The organism is Delftia sp. K82, assembly GCF_002193035.1.
In the GTDB taxonomy this organism is placed as follows: Bacteria; Pseudomonadota; Gammaproteobacteria; order Burkholderiales; family Burkholderiaceae_C; genus Comamonas; species Comamonas acidovorans.
Map to the genome: position 1 here is coordinate 1204678 of NZ_MYFL01000003.1, position 22567 is coordinate 1227244.

A 22567-nucleotide genomic window follows, 5' to 3' on the forward strand; every position below is an offset into this window, starting at 1 on the left:
ACTGAAAACCTGGCTCTTTAGAAGGAATGACGAATACCGACTTCTGCGCCAGTAGAACTACCGCCTCCAGCCAGACCAGACGCCCCGCCGACCAAGCTGAAGTTCGCACCACCCTTGTTCGTGATACGGGCGATAGTGCCGTAGACAGCCGTACGAGTCGACATGTTGTGGACGTAGCCGATTGCGTACTTGTTAGCATCGCTCTGGTTGTACCCAACGGGGCCCTTACGCGAATCGGTGCGCACATAAGAAGCTCGGATGTAGTCCTTGCCCACAGGCACCGTCACACCAACTTGCCAGCGATCTTCTGAGCCCGCAGCACGAGAGCCATAAGTTCCAAAGGGCAGATCGTCACGCTGGAAATAACCCATCAGAGTCGCTACACCGAAGTTGTACGACGCTGCTGCACCATATTGCTTGAGCTTGGCACCAGCAGTCGTGACATCGGTTGCACCGTACGAAAGCGAGAGGCTCAGAGGACCGTTGTCATAGGCCAAACGCCCAGCCATGTGTCGACCAACTTTGGTCAGCGGATCTTCGTCCATAGCGTACATTGCTTCCGCTTGGAAACCCGCGAACTTCGGAGAGAAGTACTGAATGGCATTGTCGTAACGATAGTACGACGCGATTGTGCCAGGCAAGCGGCTGGTGACGTTGGAGCCGGCCAGGCCGATCACATTGAAGGGATCGAACTTGGTTGCATTGATGGAAGCAGGCGAGAAATCGCGACCCAGGCGAACTTCACCAAAATTGCCCATCAGGCTGATCGTCGAGCGACGCTGGAAGAATTTTCCCGTCGAGCTGAAGGTGCCGGTATCGGCATTAACGTCAGACTCAAGCCAGAAACCAGCTTTCAGGCCTCCGCCAAGATCTTCTACGCCACGAAAACCGAAGCGGCCGGACGACAGACCGCTGTTGTTCATCGTCAGGTTGCTTGGAAGATTGCTGTTGTTCACGTAACGCGTGTTCACGTCAACGATACCAAACAGGGTGACGGAGGATTGAGCACTTGCACTTGCAGCAATGCCTGCCAGCGACAACGCAACTATATGTTTGAGGTTCATGATCAGTTTCCTTAAGAAAGCGGTAGGTTGATGCCTGCTTAGGCCATCAAACGGAATCCTAAACGTCACACAAAAAAATATCGCTCAGTGAAAAGGAATGAGCATGTTTGCGCAAGCCAAAACTGCGCATTTCCATCGTTCATGAACCCTCTTTCCAACATCTCAAGCTGCAGATCTGATTTCTGATAGTTCCGAGGCATAGCGTTTCATGAAAATTGCAAATATGTCATTTTTTTGAGTGGAATATGCCATCACAAATTTGTTAGTGTCTTTGAAAAACTAGGATTCGGATTTTTTGCTCAACTTATAGTGATTCCGGGAGATGTGATGCGGAGAGAGGATTTACAGCTCAGGCAGCTTGCGAAGACTGGGGATACAGAGGCATGCTTAAAGCTTGGTGAAGCATATTTAACAGGCTCACCTGGGATAGCCAAAAATACTTCCATCGGGATTTCTTATCTCAGATTGGCGATCCCAAAAGCCGAACAAAGAGTTGCTTCCTGCTTAGCAAAAAATCTATCGCTCCGAGAGCTCATCAGCGAGGACCTGGCTTTCGCTCTTAGGCAAGCTGCTGAAGTGGATGAGATCGCTAGATTAAAGTTGTCAGCCTGGCACTTTCTTCGTTGCGAGCCAGATATGGGAATTTCCTGGCTACGCCGATGCCAGACCAGACTTATTGAGAGCAATGCTATCGATAGTCAAATTCCATCTGTTTCCAAGATATTGGAATCCTTATATGCACTACGTGTTATTAATCCGAAAGATGTCTCTTATGTCATCGAAAGCGAGGCTCGATCCGCACTAGATGAAAATCGCCTCGACAAGAGCATACAGATGATATCAATGCTCTCAATGAGCTGCCGATCTGTTGCGCTTGACCCAGTTTTTCATCAGCTGATATGCGACATTGTTGCGTATGCAGAGAAATTTAGGCGCGATTTGGGTTGTCTATCCAAGAGTATGATCGAGCAGAGCTTAGAGCGATGCTCTGCAAATGGCGATCTCAATGCGTGCCATATTTTGGGAAGATCACTAGCCGGATATCCATGCGGTCATTTACCGGCGGATCGACTTGTGCGCTCACAAAATCTCAGGAAATCCGTTGCACTCCTCTTGCGATGCGCCGATGCTGGCATGTCTATCGCTTGGCTGCATCTATTTAGAATTTGCTCCGATTACCGCAGCTCTGTAGCAAATCCAACAATGGCAAAATTTTGCCTCGAAAAGGCGGCAAAACATGGAATTGTAGAAGCAGAACGCTGCCTCGGAATAATTATTCTCAGAGAATCCTTGGATATAGATTCAATGGCAACCGGAATGAAGTTACTTCATTCTTCTGCCCACAAAGGGGATTCACTGGCTAAGACTTTGCTTTGCTCCTTCGTACTTCCTGTTTCTGGCTTAGAAGAAGATGCCGAAGCAGCAATATTAGAAATCCAAAGCGTTACTCCCATGCTGGCGATGCGACTGCGACTGGCAAGAGCTTTTGGACTGACAAAGCTCGAAGCCCTGTCCATGAATATTACAACCACCATTCGGCCATGGGGTTTGGTTTTAGAAAAGAACACCCTCGTTGCGAAGGGAAAGCTCTCCGAACCAAGAGTTATTCCTGCAACTAGCACTTATGCGATGAACTGCCTTGATATCGCATCAGCTCTTTTTACATCTAATTCGTTGGAGAGCACGATATTTGAAGGATCGCTTAGAGCGAGATCGCTGCAACTGAGGAGGTTGCTCCAGAAGTTGCATGTACAGGAGAAAATTTTCTTTTCTTCAGCGTCTTCCCAAGAAAGAGAAAGCACCAGAGTGGGGGCTAAATGGGCAAAGGTGCAAAAAGAAATCCTAAAAGAATCCTTCTAGGTGCAAATGTATAAATGCGAATAGTTGTAATTAGATCTTATGAAGATTTTCCACAATATCTCAGAGAGACTTTGCATAATTTCGAGCTCACAATAGAAGAATTTATCGACTATGACTCAGGTATGAAGTTCGCCATAAGCAATAATATTGCCATCATACTGGTTTATGAGAAACAGTCATATTTGGAGAAGGTAGAGTTATTCTGCAGGCAAGGCCCTGATAAATATCTCCCAGTTTCGGCCATCACAAAAATCACACATAACACTGGCCACCAGCTATTTTTAAGAGATAAAAAGACATTATCAATGTCGCGTATCAAAAACAACGAAGAGATCATAAAAATTGTTGAAAAAATCAAAGCCGGCTTGCTGCGCGACTTGAGAAACAGAGAGTTTTATAATTTAGAAGATCTCGTGCTTGATTTGTCGAAACAAAGAGCAGAACGTGGTGGTAAGAGACTTGACCTAACCAAAGGTGAGTTTTCGTTGCTATTGGAATTCATGCGTCGATCAGGACGGGTTTTATCCCGAGAGTATCTGGCGGTACATGTTTGGAAGAAAGAAGGCGAATTTACGAAAAATATGGTTGATGTTGCAGTACGCAGACTACGAAAGAAGCTAGACGACAATCATGAGTTGAAGCTACTCCATACTCGAAGGGGTGTGGGATATATTTTAGAAGTCCCCGCAGCCAAAGAATTGGAGCCGGAATCATCCACTCGAGATTCAGAGACACAAGCGCCTTGAACGAAAAAGTGGTGCGCCGTTTCGTATATTGGGTGTAACTGTGCTGCCTCGCAGAGAGTTGAGTCAATTAAATCGACGCAGATCCCACACACTCGCTTAAATCAAACCTCGCCAACAGAACTAGCCCAGCTCTTATTTCGCAACTGTAGAGACTCGATGTTTCCAATGCGCGCCCGCCAAGATTACGCCCCAGGTGCGGTGCAACAGCCAACCGATGTAGATCTCCAGCTGGTGCGCGTCCGGACCGGTCAGCAACATGCTGTAGTTCAGCGCATGCAGGAACCGCTTCTTGGAAATCCAGCGGCGGCAGCCCACCAGTTCCTCCTGCATGTGGAAATCTGGCCAGCAGGACCTCCAACGCTGATGAAGCCAATCTTCACCCGAAAGCGCACGTGCGTAATGGCTCTGAGCACTCGGTGCGCCACTGCACTTTAGTTTGTGCCCCCTCCCGAACGGGGGAGGAGTGAGCGATCGGCGAAAGCACGGGGCTCTGGGCTGATGCGCCGCGGCCGTCAAGGGCTCGTGAAGGTCTGCATGCGAGCCGCTGCAGCCGCTCAGAATCTGTGCACCAACAACAGGTTCACAACGAACAATTGCCGCTCACCTCGCCGTCATTGTTCATCCGGCGGCGGCTTGGTACCCCGGCGCGCCTCCCCCGGAAACCGGAACGGCCCAAGCGGAAGCTCGGCCAGAAGCAAGACCGCGTGCACCTTGTTCAGCTCGCCTGCGTGCTCATGCATAAAGGCGCGCAAGCGCTGCTCAGAGTCCAGCAGTTCCAGGCATTGAGGATGTCGCATGTCGAGCACTTCGGCATGGCTGTGCGAGAGACGTTCGCCCGGCAGGTAGCCCGAGCTGACCCGATGCAGCATGGCCTGGCGGATGTGCGCGTTCTTTGCTGCAACCAGCAGGTGATGAGCCAGCGCAGGCGCGCTCAGGCGGTGCCAGAAGCGCGTGGCCTTGGCCGTGCTAGCGCCCGGGAAGTACAGACGCAGAGCTGCCAGCGTGGCCGGTTTGGTGCTCATCATGCTGGATCCTTGGTCTTGGTTGCCTCCACATCGCGGCGTGGAACTTCGGCCCCGGTCAGGCTGCGCCTGTGGTGCTTGCTGTGGCCAATGCGCTGGGCGTGGTAGATGCCTGCATGCCCGGAGAACAGGTAGGCGGTGACGCAGCCGATAGCCGCCAGTGGTCCGATGCCAGCGCCGAACAGCTCCATCGCCATCAAGGTAGTAGCAATGGGCGTGTTCGCCGCCCCCGCGAATACTGCAACAAAGCCGATGGCGGCCATGAGCGCGAACGGCATATGCAGCAAAGGCGCCAGGACGTTGCCCATGGTCGCACCGATGTAAAACAGCGGTGTCACCTCGCCGCCCTTGAAGCCCGTCCCCAGCGAGGCGACCGTGAACACCAGCTTGCCCAAGAAGTCCCATGGCAGCATGGGCTCTTGGAAGGAGCGAGCGATGTCCGGAATACCCAGGCCGATGTAGCGGTAGGCGTCGAGCGCCCAAACCGCCGTGGCGATGACGAGGCCGCCGAAGAAAGGCCGCAGTGGCGGGTATGCGATCAGGTGTTTGACCAGCGCGCCGATCTTGTGCACGGCGGTGGCAAAGAGCATTCCGACCAGGCCAAAGAGAATGCCGGCGATGATGACGGCGACCACACTCCAAGCATCGATATTGTTCACGGCGCTCATGGCGTAGTGGGTGTGGTGGACTCCCCAGGCGGTGCAGACCTGATCGGCTACGAAGGCTGCCACGATGCAGGGAAACAGCGCGTCGTAGCGCATACGGCCGATGGCCAGCACCTCCAGACCGAAGACTGCCCCGGCCAGCGGCGTGCCGAAGACCGAAGCGAAGCCGGCGCTGATTCCGCTCATCAGCAGCACGCGGCGATCGTCTTGGTGGAGTCGGAAAACATGCGTCAGCTGGTCGGCCAGAGCGCCCCCCATCTGCACGGCGGTGCCCTCGCGCCCGACTGATGCGCCGAACAGATGGGATATGACGGTGCCGCCCAGTACCAGCGGCACCATGCGTAACGGCACCACCTGCTTGGGGTCGTGAATCTCTTCGATCAACAGGTTGTTGCCGCCGTCCACCCGCTTGCCCAACAGGAAGTAAACGAGGCCCACTGCCATGCCTGCGAAGGGCAGCAGCCAGATGATCCAGGGATGGGCCTCACGCCAGGCCGTCGCCAGGTCCAGGGACAGCAAGAAGAACGCGGAAGCGGTGCCGGCCAGGGCCGCCACGAGGGTGGCGAAGATGAACCACTTGCCCAGATAGGGAAGCAGTTCAAGCTGTTCGAAATGGGGGAATTTGCGCATTGGTCAGGTAGCTCGAATTAATCGGCCTGACCAACGACGAGTTGCATGCGCGAGCGCCTACAGCCCTGAACAAGCCAGGTTCTGTAGGCGTCATCAGCCGCACTAGTGCGGCGGTTTTAGAGGCACGCCATCTCTTTGCGCTGCATTATAGGAAAAAGCATGGATGCTGTGCAGTACGCGCCGCGAGATGGCCGGTGTTTTGATTTATTAAAGTCGTAAACATGCTAAAGAGTGGCTAACACCACTTCGTCACAGGCCCCCGCAGAGCAGTTACGCTCGCTGCCCTCATGGCATGACGACCCGTAAGCAAAGAACTGTGGCTACAGCTACAACCCCTGATCCCAGCCTTCGTGCCTTCTGCCAAAGGCGATGCGCGCAAACTCGCAGTCAGCGATGAAGCCGTCCTCAACGGCATCTTGTTCGTGCCGCAAACAGGCATTCCATGGGAAGACCTTCCCCAATCGCTGGGCTACGGCAGCGGCATGACTTGCTGGGGGCGCTTGCGCGACTGGAACGCCGCTGGTGTCTGGGAGCCGCTGCACTAAGCCATGCAGACTTGCTTGCGTGAACATGACCAAATCGATTGGAGCCGGGCCAGCATTGATGACTCCTCGGTACCAAGCCCCAGGGGCAGGAAACGGGCCCAAACCCCACTGACAGAGGCAAGCTCGGCTCCAAGCGGCATATCGTCGTAGATGCCAGAGGCATCCCGCTGGTGATCTTGGTCAGCGGCGCGAACCGGCACGACTCCACGATATTCGAGAAGTGCGTGGACGCGACTCCTGCGATTGCTGGCCTGCCAGGACGTCCCCGTAGAAGACCGGCAAAGCTGCACGCCGACAAAGGCTACGACTTCAAGCGATGCCGAGCCCACCTGAGGCAGCGGGGCATCATTGGCCGCATTGCCAGACGAGGCATTGAGAGCAGCGAGCGCCTGGGCAAACACCAGTGGGTGGTGGAGTGGATGCACAGCTGGTTTGCAGGCTTTGGCAAGCTGCGAATCCGCTTTGAACGACGGCTGGATATCCACGAAGCGCTGCTGAAATTGGCGGCAGCGGTCATCTGCGCGCGCTTCGTGGATCGGTGGTGTTCGCCAGTCTTAAGCCCAGATATAATAAAATTTAGGGAGGAGAGATGAATTTCTACAAGAGTACTAAAAACCGCGACTACGTCCTGCCGCAGGGAGCAGAACTCCCGTGTGTCGTTTACATCGTAGACAACTGGGACGACTACAACTTCGAGACGTTGTACCACCTCTGTCTGTTCAAAAAGAGCGGGGGCAAAGAAGTTCTTGGGGATGTGAAGATTCTCCAGACCAACAGTCGGAACACCAAGATCCCCGATTCGTTCCCTTCTCTTGGTCCTGAGTTCTTTAGCCTTGGTCAGGACTTGGAGTACTACGAGAACATGCGCAAGCATCTCCCGAAAACCCATCGCAAGGTATTGGATGCTTTGAACGACGTCGTCGTGAAGCCGCAGTTGCTCGATGAAATCGAAACGTCGAGTGGCTTCCGCAATTCGCTGATTCGATTCAATGATGCTAAGCTAGCTTTGCGCGACGGACTGGCAACGCTTGAGGAGCGGCCCTTGGAGAAGGGCTATAGGTTCATGTACTCGGGCAAGATTCCAGGCGCTGAAGAGGGAGTGTCCATAGACGTGGACCTTCAGCCAGATGACCCTGTGCCAGGCCGAATCCTCGCGATCATTGGTCGCAACGGAGTGGGGAAGACTCAATTTTTAGCCCAGCTTGCACGAGACCTTGCGACGACAAAGCGGGTGTCGATAGAGACAGCCAGCCAAGTAGAGTCTGCTTTTGAGCCTGCCAGACCTCTTTTCTCACGAGTCATCGCGTTGTCCTTCAGCGCATTCGACAAGTTCCAGCGCCCCGAGCCGGAGAAGTACTTCAGCTATATCTACTGCGGGGTGCGTGATGACAGCGGCGGAATTTCTAGGCGAGCACTTGAAGCGAAGCACCTTGAGTACCTAAAGCGCATCGTTGAACAAGACCGTGAGGACCATTGGGAGCAGCACGTTGCGAACGTAATGGGCGTTCCGAAGAAAATTATCTCCATTACGGAGCACATCGAGGAGCTTGAGAAGAGCCTGCCGCCCACCATGAGCTCCGGGCAGTCCATCCTGGCCTACTTCATTTCGGCTGCACTGGCTTACCTCAAGGAAGGGTCGCTGGTCATCTTCGACGAGCCCGAAATTCACCTGCATCCCAATGCAGTTGCGCTGCTGATGCAGACCTTGCAGGCACTGCTGAAGGAGTTCGACTCGTACGCAATCATCGCGACCCATTCACCGGTGGTGATCCAGGAGGTTCCCCGCAAGCGGGTCATTCGGTTTGAGCGTGAAGGCAACATCACCACTGGCAGTCCCCTCGGCCATGAGTCATTTGGGGAGAATATCGCCGAGCTGACCCGCCTGGTGTTTGAGACTGTCGAGATTCCAAATTTCTATAAGAAGACATTACAGGCGCTGGCCAAGAAACACGATTTCGACACGGTCGCCAAGATGTTCGACGAACAGCTAAGCCTGCACGCAACGGCGTACCTTGCCTCGCTGTACGAGGACGGGGATGCATAAGCTTACCCTTGCAGCCGGTCTCCCGAGAGAGCATTTTTCCGGTATCGTCGATGGGAAAAGCGGTGACCGAGGCGCCCGATTGACGGACATGCTACCGGTAGTCCAAGCTCACTATGGAGTCTTTGAGGCTGCCTATACAGTGGCGGACATCAGTGGTGTGGCTCAGGGCACTTGGACGAAGACTGAACGTGAAGACCTGCTGCACTGCTATGAGACCACGGCCAAGGCTCTGCAGCAACTGAAGACGCTGATTTTAGACAGCCAGCCGGAAGGCATTCGAGAGGTTTGCCCTTACTGCGGCATCGGTGGCCCCAGGCAGTTTGACCACTATTTGCCAAAAGAGAAGTTCCCCGAGTACAGCGTCCACTCGTACAACTTGGTGCCGTGCTGTGGCGTCTGCAATGGCAAGAAGGCCGATATCTGGCTGCAGCCCAACAACACCCGGACATTCATCAATTTTTATCTCGACTCTTTGCCTGCAGTGCCGATGCTCGACGTCACGGTTCAATGGTCAGTGAAGAACGGCAAGCTCGTCCCGGTGTCGATATTTCAGTTAGTCTGTCCAGCTGGGTTTGGAGCAGCTGAGTTCCAGCTCGTCTCGAATCACTTCCAGAAGCTGGGTTTGCTCGCAAGGTACAAGGACCAGGCGCACACTGAGTTCCTTGCCATTCGAAATGCTGCGCTTTCCAGAGAGGCGAAGACTGTAGTGGTGCTGCGTCGGTTTTTGGGAGAATTTGTCAAGAATTGGGAGCAGACTTTGGGACCGTTGAACTGGCGCATCTCGCTCTACCGAGCGCTGATTGCACACACAGACTTCCTGCAGACTTGCCTCAAGCCATAGGCTAACAGTTTGGACTGTCCCTGATAGGGGAGACTGGCCTGCGGTGTATCGGCACCACCCGATCGCCTGCGACGGAACGGCGGGTCTGTCCGATACCGACGTTCAGCGGGAGCTCAAAGAACAGCTGCAGCGCTGCCATATGGAGTGGTCCCGGTCTAGTAGACAAACCCCAGCCTCAAGCCGAGGCGCGTTCAAGCGTCTCAGATCTAGCGCCGGTCAGAGGTAGCAGTGGCGGGGAGCTTCGCCGATGGTTGCGTTTTTTAAATCATCCATCCTCTGTGCGATTTGCTCTCGGCACAGCAGGTGATGCTGCGTGCGGCGGATGTCTGCCTGTGTTTCCGACATTAGCTAGGCCCATCGATCGTCGCGGACGTACGAAGGCCGCATGAATGCTGGATCCCAGTTTCCAATTAACCCAAGAACAGCCGGCGCGGGCATAGCGTCGGCTTGCGGCTAAAGCAACCGTTTGAGCGCGCTGGAAACTCCATTGAGCATCTCCAGCGCTGGAGCGTGACACTTTGACCCTGCCTCGATTTCACGTACAGCAAGAAGTTGATAACTTCAGAGGTACGGAGAATCGAAATGAAAGAAGGCAAGCTGCCCAAGCGGCAGTACACACAGGAATTCAAGGCTGAGGCCGTCAGACTCGCGGCGTCAGTCGGCGGACACGAGGCAGCACGTCGCCTGGGCGTGCCGGTGGCAACGTTGGGCAACTGGTCCAGGCGAGGTGTCGCAGCGAGCGGCGGCAGTGGCGCGGCTGTGCCGCCCACCGAGGCGCCTGCGCGCCGCCCCGTGAGTGAACTGGAGGCGGAGAACAGCCGCCTGCGCAGAGAACTGGCCGACGCGAAGCTGGATGTGGAAGTCCTTCGAAAAGCGACGGCGTACTTCGCCAGGGGGTCGCGATGAAGTACGCCTGGATCGACGAGCATCGCGACCAATACACCGTCAGTCGGCTTTGCCGCGTGCTGCAGGTGTCTCGCAGCGGCTACTGCCAATGGCGCGTGCGCCCGCCCAGTCCCAACACGCTGGCCAACCAGGCTCTGGACGCCAAGGTGGCGGCCATCCACGATGCCAGCCGTCGAAGCTATGGCCGCCCTCGGATCGTTCACAAGCTGCGCCAGCAGGGAGAGGTCGTCAGCGCCGAGCGAGTGCGAAAGAGCCTGCGGCGCCAGGGCCTGCGCCCGGTGTACAGAAAGCCGTTCGTGACGACCACCGACTCGGCGCACCGTTTGCCGGTGGCGCCGAATCTGCTGGATCGGCGCTTTGATGGTTGGCAGAGCGACCAGGCGTGGGTGGCGGACATCACGTACGTGCCCACCTGCGAGGGCTGGCTGTACCTGGCCGCCGTGCTGGACCTGGCCAGTCGGCGCATCGTCGGCTGGTCGATGTCCGAGACCATCGACGCCACGCTGGTGTGCTCCGCTTTGAAGTCGGCATGGTGGCTGCGCAAACCTGCCAAGGGGCTGCTGGTCCACACCGACCGCGGGTCGCAGTATGCCGGCGGGCGCTACCGGGCACTGGCCGCCGAGCTGGGCATCACGATGTCCATGAGCAGGAAGGCCAATGCCTGGGACAACGCGCCGATGGAGAGCTTCTTCAAGACGCTGAAGGTCGAGCGCATCCATCAGGTACGCTACGACACGCGAGCGCAGGCCAGGCTGGACATAGTCGATTGGATCGAGGGCTGGTACAACCGCCAGCGCCTGCACTCGGCCAACGGCTTCCTGCCCCCAGTGACCTGGGAGAACGCTCGTTTGGCTGCATGACTTGGTGTACGTGGAAACGAGGCAGGGTCACCCTCTACCCCTGCGGGACAGGAGGCTGCAATCACGATGCGAGAATCTTGCGCAACGTCGAGCAGGCATTGCTCAATGCACATGCCGATGATGAATGTCCGGGTAGTGCGGATGCCTGTGAGTCAGCACCTCGTGCGTATGGGCATGGACATGAGGTTCTTTGCCGCCCCATTCAGCGCCATGGCCATGTTGATGGTGCTCATCATGTCGGTGGCTGTGCGTATGCACGATCGGCTCATGCGAGTGCTCATGCTCATGACGCTCTCGCAGGTGAAGCCAAACGCCGATGCCCATGAACACTGCCGCCGCCCAGAACAGCGTGGAGGGCGCTTCTTGCAAAATGGCGAACGACAGTGCCACACCGAACAGCGGTGCGACGGAGAAGTACGCGCCGGTACGAGCGGTGCCAAGGGTTCGGAGTCCGACAACGAAGAGAGTCAAGCTGAGTCCATAGCCCAGGAACCCCACAGCCATGCTTGATATGACAGCTGCGGGCTCGGGTTGCTGAGCTCCCATGTAGACAGCCAACGCAGTGTTGCAGACTCCGGCCAACAGACCTTTGCAGCACGCAATGACCATTGCATCATTCGAAGACACTTGGCGCGTGAGGTTGTTGTCGATGCCCCAGCAAAGGCAAGCAGCCACGACGAGCAATGCATGGGGCGAAAGTGAAGCGCCACCGGGTTGCCAGGAAAGGAGCACACCACCCACGACGATGGCGACCATGCCGAGCACGATGTGCCGGTCAGCGTTTTCCTTGAAAACGACCCATGCAATCACGGCGGTAAGCACCCCTTCGACATTAAGAAGCAAAGATGCTGTCGCACCCGATGTCTCGGTAAGGCCCCACATCAGAAGCGCCGGGCCCAGCATCCCGCCGAACAGTACTGCGCCAAGGAGCCATGGGATGTCCTTCTTCGAGATACCAACCGCCGGCGCTTGGTCGGGCCTGTCCCAAAGTTGCCGGATGGCGAGCAATGCACCAAGACCGATGCCGCTTCCGAGGTACAGCAGTCCCGCCAACAACAATGGCGGCACATCTCCAACGAGGAGCTTAGCGAAAGGTGTGCTGGCACCGAAAAGGAGGGCCGCAGCCAGGGCAGGAGATGCTGAGCGGACGGACATGGGATGAACTTTGGAGCTGATTGCTCTCAATCCTAAGGGTCCCCCACCGAAGGGCCTGCCCGATGTTCGGCATACCCCGTTTGCCAAAATGGCCCTAGCGAGTCATTGGCATACAGCTTTTTGCACACGAACAGGTAGACTCCCTCCCCGTGCGTAAATCACTCATCCTCGTAGCAGTGCTCTTCGGGATGCTCTGGCAAAGTCTTGCCATAGCAGGCTCGGCTGTCTATGGAGAGGATTTCGAGCACACGCTCATGCACTGGTCTGAGGCAGGACACCATCATCACGATGATGGGTCCTTCCACGAAGCTGATTCGGACGACGCCAGCCAGCACGTCGCTCTGGACGCAGTGTTGAGCCTCTCGGCCCTGCTGCCCTCCATGTCTCTCAGTCTTCCTCCTGCAGATGCTGGGCAGGTGCTGACGCTGCACGACGCTGCGTTCCCCAGCCCGTCTCCGCACCGATTGCGAAGACCTCCCCGTCTCCTCCTCTGAACTTATTGGTCGGCATGCCTGATGGCTTGCCGAGCCCGTGGCGTGCGCGTTTGAACGCGTGCTCGTCACTGCTTTAAGTCACGAGGTGTACCTTGAAATCCGTTTTATTGGCCTTTGGCATCGCCATCGGCCTGGGCGCTGGCATGCCCTTTGCCAACGCCCAATATGTGACGTTGTCGCAAGCTGTTGATGCGGCTTGGCAGCGCACCACCGACTCACAGGAGTCATCTGGCCAGGTCCGTCGTGCAGGTGCTGAGCTGGAGGTCGCCAGGTCCTTCTGGTCAGCCGCTCCCACACTTGAGATTGGCCACCGAGACGACCGGCTGCAATCGAACCGCGGAGCGAAGGAGACCGAACTCGGCATAGCGCTTCCGTTGTGGAGGCCTGGACAGCGCGGCGCCCGCCTGGACGCAGCGCAGGCAGACCGAGATGCCGCAGAAGCATCCATAGCAGCGGGCCGATTGCGTACGGCAGGCGCCGTACGCGAGGCAGCATGGAACATCGCAATCCAGCGAGCCGAGCTAGAGGTATCCAAGGCACGGCAGTCAGCCTTGCGGTCCCTCAGTGCGGACGTTGGGAGAAGAGTCGACGCAGGAGAGTTGGCTCGGGCCGATGGCTTGGCGGCGCGAGCAGAGATGCTAGGAGCGCAAGCTGCTGTTCTGGCCGCAGAGCAGCAACTCCAGGCTGCAACCCAGGAGTGGTCAGTGCTAACAGGCTTGACCGCAATACCGGAACCGACGCTTGAGCCTGATGTCATCGGTCCGGAAGAGCATCCAGCCTTGCGCTTCGCCCGGTTGCATGTCGAAGCGGCGCAACGCCGCCTGAAGGCAGTGTCTGCGTCGTCGACGGCATCACCGGAGCTCATTGCCCGAGTCCGTCAAGACACCTCCGGCCGAGCCGAGGCCAGCAGCCATTCGTTTGGACTGGCCGTGCGCATTCCCCTCGGAGCATCCAAACGCAACGCGCCATTGGTCGAAGCGGCAATGACAGCGCTCAATGTCGCTGAGGCGGCCGAGCGCCAGTTCAAGGACCGGCAACAGGCGGCACTGACAACGGCAAGGTTGACCGAGGCCAACGCACAACGACAACTGAAAGACGACCGCAAGCGGGCGGCCCTGTTGTCTGAGCGGGCCCAACTGATGGAGCGGGCATTCGCGGCTGGTGAAGGCGCGCTGCCTGAGACGCTGAGGGCCCTGTCCGCAGCGCAGGACGCTGCCGCAGCAGCCAAGCGCCAGGAGGCGGCGGTTGGTCTTGCCCGTGCCAAGGTATTGCAAGCGCTAGGAGTTACCCCATGAATTTCAAAAAACACTGCATGGGGTACGTTGCTGCAGCCCTGTTTGCATTCGCCGATGTCAGTCTCGCGGCCCCTGGTGCCCATGGTCCCAATGGCGAGCATCTTGACGGGCCCGCTACTCAGGTCCAGGGCAGCAGCGCTCCGCGCCTGGAGACACGCTCCGAGTCGTTCGAAATGGTTGGGCGTCTCAGCGTTAGCGAATTCTCTATGTTCATCAATCGGTATGAGACCAACGAGCCCGTGCTGAATGCGCAGGTGGAACTGGAGCTGGGCAACCTCAAGGCCACCGCGCCATTCCATGCAGACCAAGGGGACTATGCAGTCGCTGACGAGGCCTTCCTCAAAGCGCTTGCCGCCCCTGGTGAGCACGCGATGGTCATCATGGTCACGGCAGGCAATGAGGCAGACCTGCTCGACGGAACGCTGGTTGTTCTGTCAGAAAGTGCCGAACACGGCCACGGTCACCACATGTCAAACGCCATCAAGGCTGCCATCGTTGCAGGCCTGGCACTTTTGTTCTTGATTGGCTGGGCAGTCATGCGTCGGAAAGCTACCGCCAAGAAGGCTGGAGTTTCCCAATGAAGTACTTCCTTTCAGCTCTCATGGTCGCACTGTGCGCCTCCGTTCACGCCGCTCCTGGTGCGCATGGCCCCAATGGCGAGCATCTTGACGGCCCCTCCGTCCCCACAACGTCCAATAGCCTGAGCCGATTGCCTGACGGTAGCGTCAACGTACCGATGCTCGCCCAACGACGATTGGCGATTCGGACCACGTTCATCACCGAGCAGGATGCCGGCGTGACGGTGCAACTGCCTGCTCGCATTGTCATGGACCCCAATGCAGGTGGTCGAGTGCAGACGGCGCTGGGCGGCCGCATTGAGGCAGGTCCCAGAGGGTTGCCTGTCGCGGGGCAAGCGGTACGCAAAGGAGATGTCCTCGCCGTTGTCGCGCACCAGCCAGACCCCATCGCACTGGCGAACCAGCATGCAGCCTTGGCAGAGCTCCGCAGCGGCCTGGAATTGGCTCGCCAACGAGTCAAACGGCTTGAAGGCCTCGAAGGGTCTGTACCTCGCAAAGACATTGACGCAGCTCGAGCGGAACGCTCAGGTCTGGAAGCTCGGTCATCCGCAGTGGGGGCCAGCCTGAGCACACGGGAGAGGTTGGTGGCTCCGATAACCGGAGTGATCTCCCGCGCGGATGCCGTGGCAGGACAGTTCATTGAGCCACGCGATGTGGTGTATGAGATTGTTGACCCGGGCCGTGTACTGGTGGAGGCATCGACAGCCGATGCAGCGCTGGCGGGCAAGCTGTCCTCCGCCTCCTTGTCAGGCATTCCAGATGCCGAACTCCAACTCATTGGAGCCGCGCGCGCCTTGCGCGATGGCGTGTTGCCACTCACGTTCCGATTGAGCTCCAAGCAGGCGCTTGCCGTGGCTGTGGGTCAGCCGGTCACAGTGCTGGCCACCCGCAAAGACACGACCAAGGGCTATGTCCTGCCGGCGCAAGCTGTTACCCGGAACGCTGCGAATGAGCCCGTCGTTTGGATTAAGTCCGGAGCCGAGCGGTACATACCGCAGCCAGTGCAGTTTCGCCCCTTGGATGCCCAGCGCGTGGTGGTCACGCAAGGTCTGGGCAGCGACAACCGGGTCGTGGTCCAGGGTGCACCGCTGATTGCACAAATCCGCTGAGCCCAGGAGACACACTCATGTTCAACTGGGTCGTTAGAAATAGCCTCCACAACCGGCTGTTCGTACTGGTCTTTGCGGCCATTTTGCTGGTCTATGGAGCCATTACCGCTTGGCGCACGCCGGTGGATGTGTTCCCGGACCTCAATAAGCCGCTTGTCACCGTCCTCACCGAGGCCGGCGGCATGGCCCCTGAAGAAGTGGAGCAACTCGTCACCTTTCCGTTGGAGACGGCGCTCAACGGGATGCCCGGCGTGACACGGGTTCGCTCCATGTCCGGAGTGGGTCTGTCCATCGTCTACGCAGAGTTCGACTGGGGCACCGACGTATACCGCAACCGACAGTTGGTATCGGAGAGACTTTCACTCGCTCGCGAGCGACTCCCTGCCGACGTCAATCCGATGATGGGGCCAGTCTCATCCATCATGGGCGAAATCATGCTGCTCGCGCTTCCGCTGCAGGGCACTGAGGGAGGAACGGCCACGCCGATGGAGGCACGGGAGTACGCCGACTTTGTGCTGCGACCACGGCTGTTGTCGATTCCTGGCATCTCACAGGTGATCCCCATCGGGGGCGATGTACGTCAGCTCCGGGTCGAGCCCGACACCGCAAGGATGGCGCAGTTTGGAGTGTCGCTCACGGAGGTCGAGGACGCCTTGCGCGGGTTCTCGTCCAATGCGGGGGGCGGCTTTATCGACCTGAACAGTCGTGAGTTCCTCATTCGGCATGTAGGACGAACGAACCGTGTTGAAGACTTGCAGGGCATTGCTGTTGCATGGAGAAACGGTCGCTCCATTCTCTTGGAGCAGGTTGCACAGGTCTCCTTTGCCGCTGGTATGAAACGTGGTGATGGCGGCTACAACGGCGCGCCTGCTGTGGTCGTCAGTGTGCAAAAGCAACCTGCGGGCGACACAGTCGTTCTGACGCAAGCCATCGAGTCGGCTTTGGAAGAGCTCAAGCAAGGCCGCCCAGCTGGCCTGCAAGAGCCGCGTGTGTTGTTCAAGCAGGCGGATTTCATCAAGGCGTCCGTGGGGAACGTCAGTGAAGCGCTCCGTGACGGCGCCATCATGGTAGCCATCGTGCTCTTTGCGTTCCTGCTATCAGCGCGGACCACACTTATCTCCCTCGTCGCCATCCCGCTCTCGCTGGCGGTGACGGCGGTAGTCTTCAAGCTGCTCGGACAGTCCATCAATGTGATGACATTGGGAGGCCTGGCCATCGCCATTGGCGAGCTGGTCGACGATGCTGTCGTGGACGTGGAAAACATCCTGCGACGGCTGAAGCAGAACCGCCAGTTGCCCAGGCCACTGTCGACCATGGAGGTGGTACGCCACGCCAGTATCGAAGTGCGCTCAGGCATCGTTTACGCCACCATCATCGTGTGTCTGGTGTTCGTTCCTCTGTTCGCTCTTCCCGGCATCGAAGGGCGGCTCTTCACACCGCTGGGCATTGCCTACATCGTCTCCATCCTGGCATCGATGCTGGTGTCCATGACCGTCACGCCGGTGATGAGCTCCTACCTGCTGCCAAAGATGCGCCGTATTGACCATGGTGACAGCACATTGGTCACGCATTTGAAGCGCTGGGATGAGGCGCTGCTGAGCTGGTCCTTTCCGCGCACCAAGATACTGCTTTGCGCGGCAGCTTTGGCCGTTGCCGGTGCAGCAGCGAGCGTGCCATTCTTCCCGAGGGCGTTTCTGCCGGCTTTCAACGAAGGCTCCCTGGTTCTCGGAATGGTCTTCAACCCCGGGACATCACTGGCAGAGGCTAACCGGATGGGCTCACTGGCTGAAACACTCATCAAGGAGGTTCCAGAGGTAACGCAGGTGGGGCGTCGTACCGGACGTGCGGAGCTGGACGAGCATGCGGAGGGTGTGCACTCTGCAGAAATCGATGTCGACCTTCGCCGTAGTCAGCGGGACCGAGAAGCCATCATGGCTGACATCCGCGGCAAGCTTTCCGTCTTGCCCGCGCAAGTTGCCGTTGGCCAGCCCATCTCACACCGGTTGGACCATCTCTTGTCGGGCGTTCGCGCGCAGATTGCAGTCAAAGTTTTCGGTGACGACACTGACACCCTACGTGGTTTGGCGGAGCAACTACGCCTGGGGATGTCGACCATTCCTGGCGTGGTGGACTTGTCTGTTGAGAAACAGGTGCTTATTCCCCAAATCACGGTGCGCATCGACCAGCGCAAGGCAGCGCAGGCAGGCATCTCTCCCGGGGAAGCCGTCCGTATCCTCCAAGCCCTGACAGATGGAGCACACAGCGCGCAAATTGTCGATGGCGTAAAGCGGTACGAGTTGGTGCTGCGTTTGCCAGATGGGGCTCGAACGCCCCAGGACCTGGAGCGTACCCTCATCGATACTCCGTCGGGACGTATCCCTGTGTCTTCCATCGCGACGGTCGAGCAGAACGACGGCCCAAACCAGATTGGCAGGGAGAACGGGAGGCGCCGCATTGTTGTCTACGCGAACACGGATGGCAACGATATGAGCTCCATCGTGAGCAATATCCGGAGCGTGATTGGCGGGGTGACGCTGCCGGCTGGCGCGTTCATCAGCCTTGAGGGACAGTTCCAAGCTCAGGAGCAGGCCGCGCAACTGATTGCCAGTCTATCCGTGCTGTCCCTGTTGCTGGTGTTCCTGGTCCTGTACTCCCGGTACAAGTCTGTCACGCTGGCGGCCATCATCATGGCGAACATCCCCCTCGCCTTGATAGGCAGTGTGGTCGCCATGTGGATTGGAGACATCAGCCTCTCTGTTGCCTCAATGGTGGGCTTCATCACGCTGGCCGGCATCGCGACGCGCAACGGCATCCTCAAGGTCAGCCATTACATCAACCTCTGCAAGTTCGAGGGGGAGACGTTTGACCAGGCCATGGTTGTACGCGGCTCACTGGAACGATTGACTCCAGTCCTGATGACTGCGCTCGTTGCCGCGTTTGCTCTGACTCCTTTGCTGCTGTCTGCCGACGCACCCGGCAAGGAAATTCTGCACCCAGTGGCTGTCGTCATCTTCGGCGGTTTGGTGAGTTCAACGCTACTCGACACATTGATGACACCGCTGATGTACCTGCGGTTCGGTCGCAAGGCGACAGAGCGTCTCATCACCGACCAACCGGAAGAATCTCACGACGTTCAACACGCGTACTGACGCGTGCACTCAGATAGGCGACACCGCAGCCTCAACTTGCGGTCAACTTGAAACTTGGAGATGGAAATGATGAATCGTAAAACTGCCCTGGCCGTCATGCTCGGCTTGTCTGCGTTGGCCTTCAATGCTTCCGCCCATGGCCCTAGCAAGGCCCAATATGGAGGCGTGGTTCAGACCGCTAGCGACCTGTCGTTTGAGCTTGCGAACGAAGGCGATAAGGCTGCGCTGTACATCGTGGACCACGATGCGCCTGCAGACGCCAGCAAAATGAGTGGCAAGCTGGCCATTCTGAATGGCACCGAGAAGAGCGAGGTCGAACTCAAACCGGTCGGGGGCAACAAGCTCGAGGCTACGACGAAGTTGGTGTCTGGTGCTCGCGTCGTTGCGACGGTGACCACGGCTGAAGGCAAGGTCATCACGGTCCGATTCAAAGCCAAGTAAGCTGGGCGCATCGGGGCAGAAGTCCACAGCCCGAAATCAGTTTTTTTGCACTTCTGTGCCAGATGCGTTTCTAGGGGAGTCTTGCAAGGAGCGGACAAGACCATTGAGCGAGCCAACTATCCAGGCATACCGCCAGAATTTCCCATCAGCGAGATGACTTCCGCAGTTGCCGGTGCTCGCCCCAAGCTAGGCCTGATCGAGGAAGGCGGGAAGTTCTATACACCCGGCACCTCACCCTCTGAGGTGTTGAATGCTTTCGAGGTTTGTAAAGATCTCATCGCGCAGATGGTTCCATACTGCAAACGCAAGCTCGCTCAGGCCGTAGCAGAGCCTGAGGGTGTTTGAGGCGTTTGTTTCCATGGGGCGCCTCAGGCCAGTTCCAGCTCAGTCTGCAGATTTTGCGACGTCGCGGGCCTGCCGTGAAGAGCTTGGCTCATCACGTGCAGTAAAGGTCCATCATTTGCGACATTGGCGAAGAACTGTGGTGGGTGAAAGCCTCCCGACACGTCGCGCAGCTTGCTCAGCGGGATGGGGGACGTGAGCTCAGTAGGCTCACTCAGGCCCAATGCAAAGGCTTTCGAAATACCTGAAAAGTATTCGAAAAATTCTTGGCGCTTGAGGCCCGATACGGTGCCAAATCGCCTCCACAGTGTGCTGGGGGCGAGCGTGTGCAGGCCTGTGACAGTGGCGCAGCCGACGATGCTGCCGACCGGCATCTTTACGTAGAACCAGACCGTTGATCCAAGGGCTACGTGCATAGGCCGACGACGGAGCTCAACGGTTTTGGTGCCCTGCAGAATCCTGTTCGCATGCCGTTCTTCAAGAGAGATCAGGAAGTTATGCGGGGCGTTCATGCGGAAATCCTTCGAGGAGAATGTTTTCGATCTGCTCGGATGTGAGCGATCGACTTGTCAGCAGTTGGGTAGGCTCGCCACAACCGAGCCTCTTAAGGCGCGCCAGCGGCACAGGGTTTGGCAGTTTTCTAAGGTTGCTGAAGGCCACGACGGCCTTGATTTTTGACTTGCCGATGGTTGATAGATCGACTTCCTCAAGCGCCGATCGGTCCAAGTCCCCTTTGTCGACCATCCCCTCAGCACTCAGGTAAGCGTTTGTCACCCGTGCAACAGCCACCACGGCTTTGAGTCCTTTGTGGCGCCCAGATTCGTAGAAGAACATCAAGCTCCCACGTCGGAACGCCTTTAGGGTCTGCGGCGAACTCAAATAGTGGCGTTGCTGGTAGAGCAGAGCTTTGGCGCTCGGCAGCAGCTGCATCTGATCTAGGTGATCCAGCAAATGTTCTGCATAGTCTCGCAGGATAGGCACGAGCACCCCAGGTCGGCCAGGCATGCAAATCAGCGCTGGCGAGAGCAAAGTTTCCAAAGCGAAAGCTGTCAGCTGGGTGCGTTGACCATCGGGCCGAGTGAGTTCGATGTATTGGTCTGGATCTCGGAAAATCGGCATCGACGTTGGCAGGCCGATTTCGCTCGCGCTTTGAAGTTTCGAGCGGTGTGTAGACCAGTTCTGGGCAAGGACCACGCTGTAGAGCGATACCTTGTGCAGCTCCTGCGCCTTGTTCGTGCCGGTGAAGCCGATCTCAAGTGCAACCTCCCTGACAGACGCCTGCTGGGGAGCGAGGTTCAGCCGAATGCGTTGAACCTCTTTTTCAGCCCTTCCCATCAAGTGAACGAGCATCAGGCGTGCTGCGTCATGTGCGCACGTAACCCGTTCATCGACCGCGAGGTAGGCATCGCAAGTGCCTCCTCTGAGACCACTGGGCCACATCAGATACCCAATAGTTTGATCCTCTTGCACAACGATGTAGCGATGGCGGGCCCGGCTGTTGCCATCATCTGCAGCCCAGGCAGTGGACTGATCAACCAGAGCTACGCCCAGGCGCGCAAGGAGTTCGCGGACCGCAACCTCGTTGCCACAGGTGAGCTCCTTCAGCTCCAGCGTGTCACGTGTGCTGGCTGTGATGGCGCCAAGCTCCGGGTCAATCTCCCCCAAAATCTGAAACGCAGATGGGGAGAGCACTTCGATTCCATACCGCAGGCGAAGCATGGCCGATGCATCGCGAATGGAACCATCGCTGGTCACCAACCCTGCTAACTTGTGATGTATCACTGTGCCAAGGTGCCGCAGGTCAGAGAGGTCGTTTGCTGTCAGGGCACCTGCTGCGAAACGCTCCGCAAAAATAACGGGAGCAAGTTCGTTGGTGAGCTGCGTCATGACATCGCCAGGGGGCACTGCGAACTTCGGGAAAACTTGTCCTAGACCCTGCATGGGGTCGGTCTTTCCGCTTGTTGCCGACCGCTTGAGCTCTGTATCAAACTCGGTGCTCAATGCGAGGCGGCACACGCCCAAGCGCTCTAGCGCAAACAGGTCGACAACATCCTGATGCCGTGCTCTGCGCGGACCCAGGTCGAACATGACGTTAAGGTCCAGCAGATAGAGTTTGGTGGCTGCAGAGGGCTCGACAGCAAGGCCCAGAGGATCTCGATGGTTCAGTCCACTGGGCGCAAAAAGCTGCTGGGTCGGTAGTTCGTGGCTGCGCACCACCAGCGTCCGGCCCCTTGTCTTCCCTCCTGGCGTGGTGCGATATGCATAGAACTCCTGGCTTTGCCAAAACTCCTGGGAGGAGCGAAGGTCTTCAGCGACCCGAGCATCAATGGCGATGTAGTTCAACGCGCTCAAATGTGCCTTGAGCGAGTCGAGCATTGTCTTTGCGACGTTGTGGCGGCGGCACCTCGAATCGACATGGATCTGCATGACGTAGCCCCGCGGAAACCGCGTAGCAAACAGAAGGTGCCCCGCATAACGTGCCTCATTAGCTTGGCGAGCAACCGCCACGATAAGCCGTTCACCGGTTGCAGCTTCGTTGTAGACCTTGAACGGGAACCAACCCAACGCATCACGGACAGTTTCAGCGGCCTCAACCACCTGAGCAACATATGGCAGGACATCTTGGCGTTTCGAAAGTAAGTCGATCGTGAGCTTTTGGGTTTCCATGCAGTCAACGCTCCACCTTTTTAAGTCGATGGGCAGGACTGTATCAAAGCTGTTACGTATGAAAGCCGCCAGTAGAGCAAGGGGCGCTAAGCTGCAATGAATCAAAGTCGGGAGGCGATAGATGCGCTTGCCTTTAGAAGCTCTCACCTTATGC

Annotated in this window: 16 protein-coding genes, 2 pseudogenes and 1 riboswitch; of the genes and pseudogenes, 11 read left to right on the forward strand and 7 right to left on the reverse strand. The window is 57.4% G+C overall.

The window, feature by feature from the left end; genetic code table 11:
• Positions 1-17 precede the first annotated feature (17 nt).
• Complete coding sequence (locus tag KDK82_RS22275) at positions 18-1064, reverse strand: porin (protein WP_012203653.1); 1047 nt, start codon at positions 1062-1064, stop codon at positions 18-20.
• 327 nt (positions 1065-1391) lie between these two features.
• On the opposite strand from KDK82_RS22275, the gene KDK82_RS22280 reads away from it, so the two are divergent.
• Positions 1392-2924, forward strand: a complete 1533-nt coding sequence (locus KDK82_RS22280; RefSeq protein ID WP_016453764.1) for a hypothetical protein — start codon at positions 1392-1394, stop codon at positions 2922-2924.
• Positions 2925-2938: 14 nt separating this feature from the next.
• Positions 2939-3670, forward strand: a complete 732-nt coding sequence (locus tag KDK82_RS22285; RefSeq protein WP_012203657.1) for a winged helix-turn-helix domain-containing protein — start codon at positions 2939-2941, stop codon at positions 3668-3670.
• Between the two features lie 171 nt (positions 3671-3841).
• Here the strand turns inward: KDK82_RS22285 and KDK82_RS33285 are convergent.
• The 3 genes and pseudogenes from KDK82_RS33285 to KDK82_RS22300 all read right to left on the reverse strand — a co-directional run.
• A pseudogene (locus tag KDK82_RS33285) lies at positions 3842-4095 on the reverse strand (chromate transporter); the annotation flags it as partial.
• 186 nt (positions 4096-4281) lie between these two features.
• Complete coding sequence (locus tag KDK82_RS22295; protein WP_012203659.1) at positions 4282-4695, reverse strand: DUF190 domain-containing protein; 414 nt, start codon at positions 4693-4695, stop codon at positions 4282-4284.
• Positions 4692-5987, reverse strand: coding sequence for a voltage-gated chloride channel family protein (locus tag KDK82_RS22300; protein ID WP_012203660.1), 1296 nt, complete (start codon positions 5985-5987; stop codon positions 4692-4694). The genes KDK82_RS22295 and KDK82_RS22300 overlap by 4 nt, the downstream gene beginning before the upstream one ends.
• 77 nt (positions 5988-6064) lie before the next feature.
• A riboswitch (Fluoride riboswitch) is annotated at positions 6065-6131 on the reverse strand.
• A 170-nt stretch (positions 6132-6301) separates the two neighbouring features.
• Here KDK82_RS22300 and KDK82_RS22305 point away from each other — a divergent pair.
• The 4 genes and pseudogenes from KDK82_RS22305 (at position 6302) to KDK82_RS22320 (ending at position 11183) form a co-directional block, all read left to right on the forward strand.
• Positions 6302-7125 (forward strand): annotated as a pseudogene (locus KDK82_RS22305) (IS5 family transposase).
• The gene (locus tag KDK82_RS22310) at positions 7122-8576 is read left to right on the forward strand and encodes an ATP-dependent endonuclease (protein WP_012203663.1); all 1455 of its coding nucleotides are present in this window, start codon (positions 7122-7124) and stop codon (positions 8574-8576) included. The pseudogene KDK82_RS22305 and the gene KDK82_RS22310 overlap by 4 nt, the downstream one beginning before the upstream one ends.
• Positions 8569-9417, forward strand: coding sequence for an HNH endonuclease (locus KDK82_RS22315; RefSeq protein ID WP_016453766.1), 849 nt, complete (start codon positions 8569-8571; stop codon positions 9415-9417). Before KDK82_RS22310 ends, KDK82_RS22315 begins: the two co-directional genes overlap by 8 nt.
• A 582-nt stretch (positions 9418-9999) precedes the next feature.
• Positions 10000-11183, forward strand: a protein-coding gene (locus KDK82_RS22320) for an IS3 family transposase (RefSeq protein WP_088165044.1) whose coding sequence is annotated in 2 segments (ribosomal slippage) — positions 10000-10291 and positions 10291-11183 — 1185 coding nt in all. Because the reading frame shifts where the segments join, the coding sequence is not laid out codon by codon here.
• A gap of 102 nt (positions 11184-11285) precedes the next feature.
• Here KDK82_RS22320 and KDK82_RS22325 read toward each other — a convergent pair.
• Entirely contained in the window at positions 11286-12338 is a 1053-nt protein-coding gene (locus KDK82_RS22325; RefSeq protein ID WP_012203665.1) for a DMT family transporter, read from the reverse strand.
• A 586-nt stretch (positions 12339-12924) separates the two neighbouring features.
• Between KDK82_RS22325 and KDK82_RS22335 the strand changes: the two genes are divergently transcribed.
• From KDK82_RS22335 to KDK82_RS22355, 5 genes are all read left to right on the forward strand, one after another.
• A complete protein-coding gene (locus tag KDK82_RS22335; protein WP_012203667.1) occupies positions 12925-14127 on the forward strand; it encodes a TolC family protein in 1203 nt (400 codons plus the stop codon).
• Positions 14124-14708, forward strand: coding sequence for a hypothetical protein (locus KDK82_RS22340; RefSeq protein WP_012203668.1), 585 nt, complete (start codon positions 14124-14126; stop codon positions 14706-14708). Before KDK82_RS22335 ends, KDK82_RS22340 begins: the two co-directional genes overlap by 4 nt.
• Entirely contained in the window at positions 14705-15814 is a 1110-nt protein-coding gene (locus KDK82_RS22345) for an efflux RND transporter periplasmic adaptor subunit (RefSeq protein ID WP_012203669.1), read from the forward strand. Before KDK82_RS22340 ends, KDK82_RS22345 begins: the two co-directional genes overlap by 4 nt.
• Positions 15815-15831: 17 nt before the next feature.
• Positions 15832-18963 carry an efflux RND transporter permease subunit gene (locus KDK82_RS22350; protein ID WP_012203670.1) on the forward strand — a complete coding sequence of 1044 codons (3132 nt, stop codon included), beginning with the start codon at positions 15832-15834 and terminating at the stop codon, positions 18961-18963.
• Between the two features lie 66 nt (positions 18964-19029).
• Positions 19030-19404, forward strand: coding sequence for a hypothetical protein (locus KDK82_RS22355; protein ID WP_012203671.1), 375 nt, complete (start codon positions 19030-19032; stop codon positions 19402-19404).
• A gap of 368 nt (positions 19405-19772) precedes the next feature.
• On the opposite strand, the gene KDK82_RS22360 is transcribed toward KDK82_RS22355, so the two are convergent.
• The gene (locus KDK82_RS22360) at positions 19773-20258 is read right to left on the reverse strand and encodes an ASCH domain-containing protein (RefSeq protein WP_012203672.1); all 486 of its coding nucleotides are present in this window, start codon (positions 20256-20258) and stop codon (positions 19773-19775) included.
• Positions 20242-22413 (reverse strand): GNAT family N-acetyltransferase, encoded by a 2172-nt coding sequence (locus KDK82_RS22365; RefSeq protein WP_012203673.1) that lies wholly within the window; start codon positions 22411-22413, stop codon positions 20242-20244. The genes KDK82_RS22360 and KDK82_RS22365 overlap by 17 nt, the downstream gene beginning before the upstream one ends.
• Between the last annotated feature and the right edge of the window lie 154 nt (positions 22414-22567).